General features: G+C 43.7%; 1 pseudogene. It reads right to left on the minus strand.

Annotated features, from left to right (window positions below):
• A pseudogene (locus tag AB5935_RS24390) lies at nt 1-776 on the minus strand (SusC/RagA family protein); the annotation flags it as partial.

The following is a 776-nucleotide window of genomic DNA, read 5'->3' on the forward strand; positions in this document are numbered from 1 at the left end:
GGTCAGATCCAGACCTATATTGGTCTGTGTCGTGGTTTCCCATGTTAAATCAGATGTACGCAAGTTGGCCTGGCTAATGGTAGGAACAGCATTTGCATAATCAGTCGAATCACCTTCGCCGCCTTTCTTAAACCATTCGATACGGCCGATATTGTAACGCTGCAAATATGCATAGTCACCAATACCCGACTGGTTACCGGTTTGTCCCCAGCCACCGCGCAATTTTAAATCGTCAATCCATGTCAGGTTCTCCATGAACTTTTCCGAAGAAATACGCCAGGCTGCAGAGAATGAAGGAAATACGCCCCAACGATGATCGGGATGTAATTTAGAAGAACCATCGGCACGAAGATTAGCTGTTACCAAGTATTTACTGTCGAAGTTATAAGCTACACGTCCGAAGAATGACATAATTCCCCATTGAGATGCACCCGTACCTGTATTATCCCAAGATATTTTATTGGCAGCATTCAATGTTTGAATCTGATCGCTACGATAGTGAGAGCCGTTGATCCAGCTATTTGAATAGTCTGAATCCGTCCATGACGAACCGGCCATTACTTCCAAGCCATGTTTCTTGAAATTTTTATTATAAGTCAATACATTATCAAATGTCAGCACTGTGTTCATATTCCGATTGTCCGAAGCCTCACCGTACTGATTGCGGCCCCAAGCAGTAGAAATCGGATCAAGAAAAGTGGTATTAACGGCGTTGCGACGGTCAAGAGTAAGAGTAGACTTGAACTTCAGTTCCGGAAATGGAGTCAGCAATATAT

The organism is Phocaeicola sp. RTP21198st1_B8_RTP21198_201120, assembly GCF_040929485.1.
Taxonomy (GTDB): domain Bacteria; phylum Bacteroidota; class Bacteroidia; order Bacteroidales; family Bacteroidaceae; genus Phocaeicola; species Phocaeicola dorei.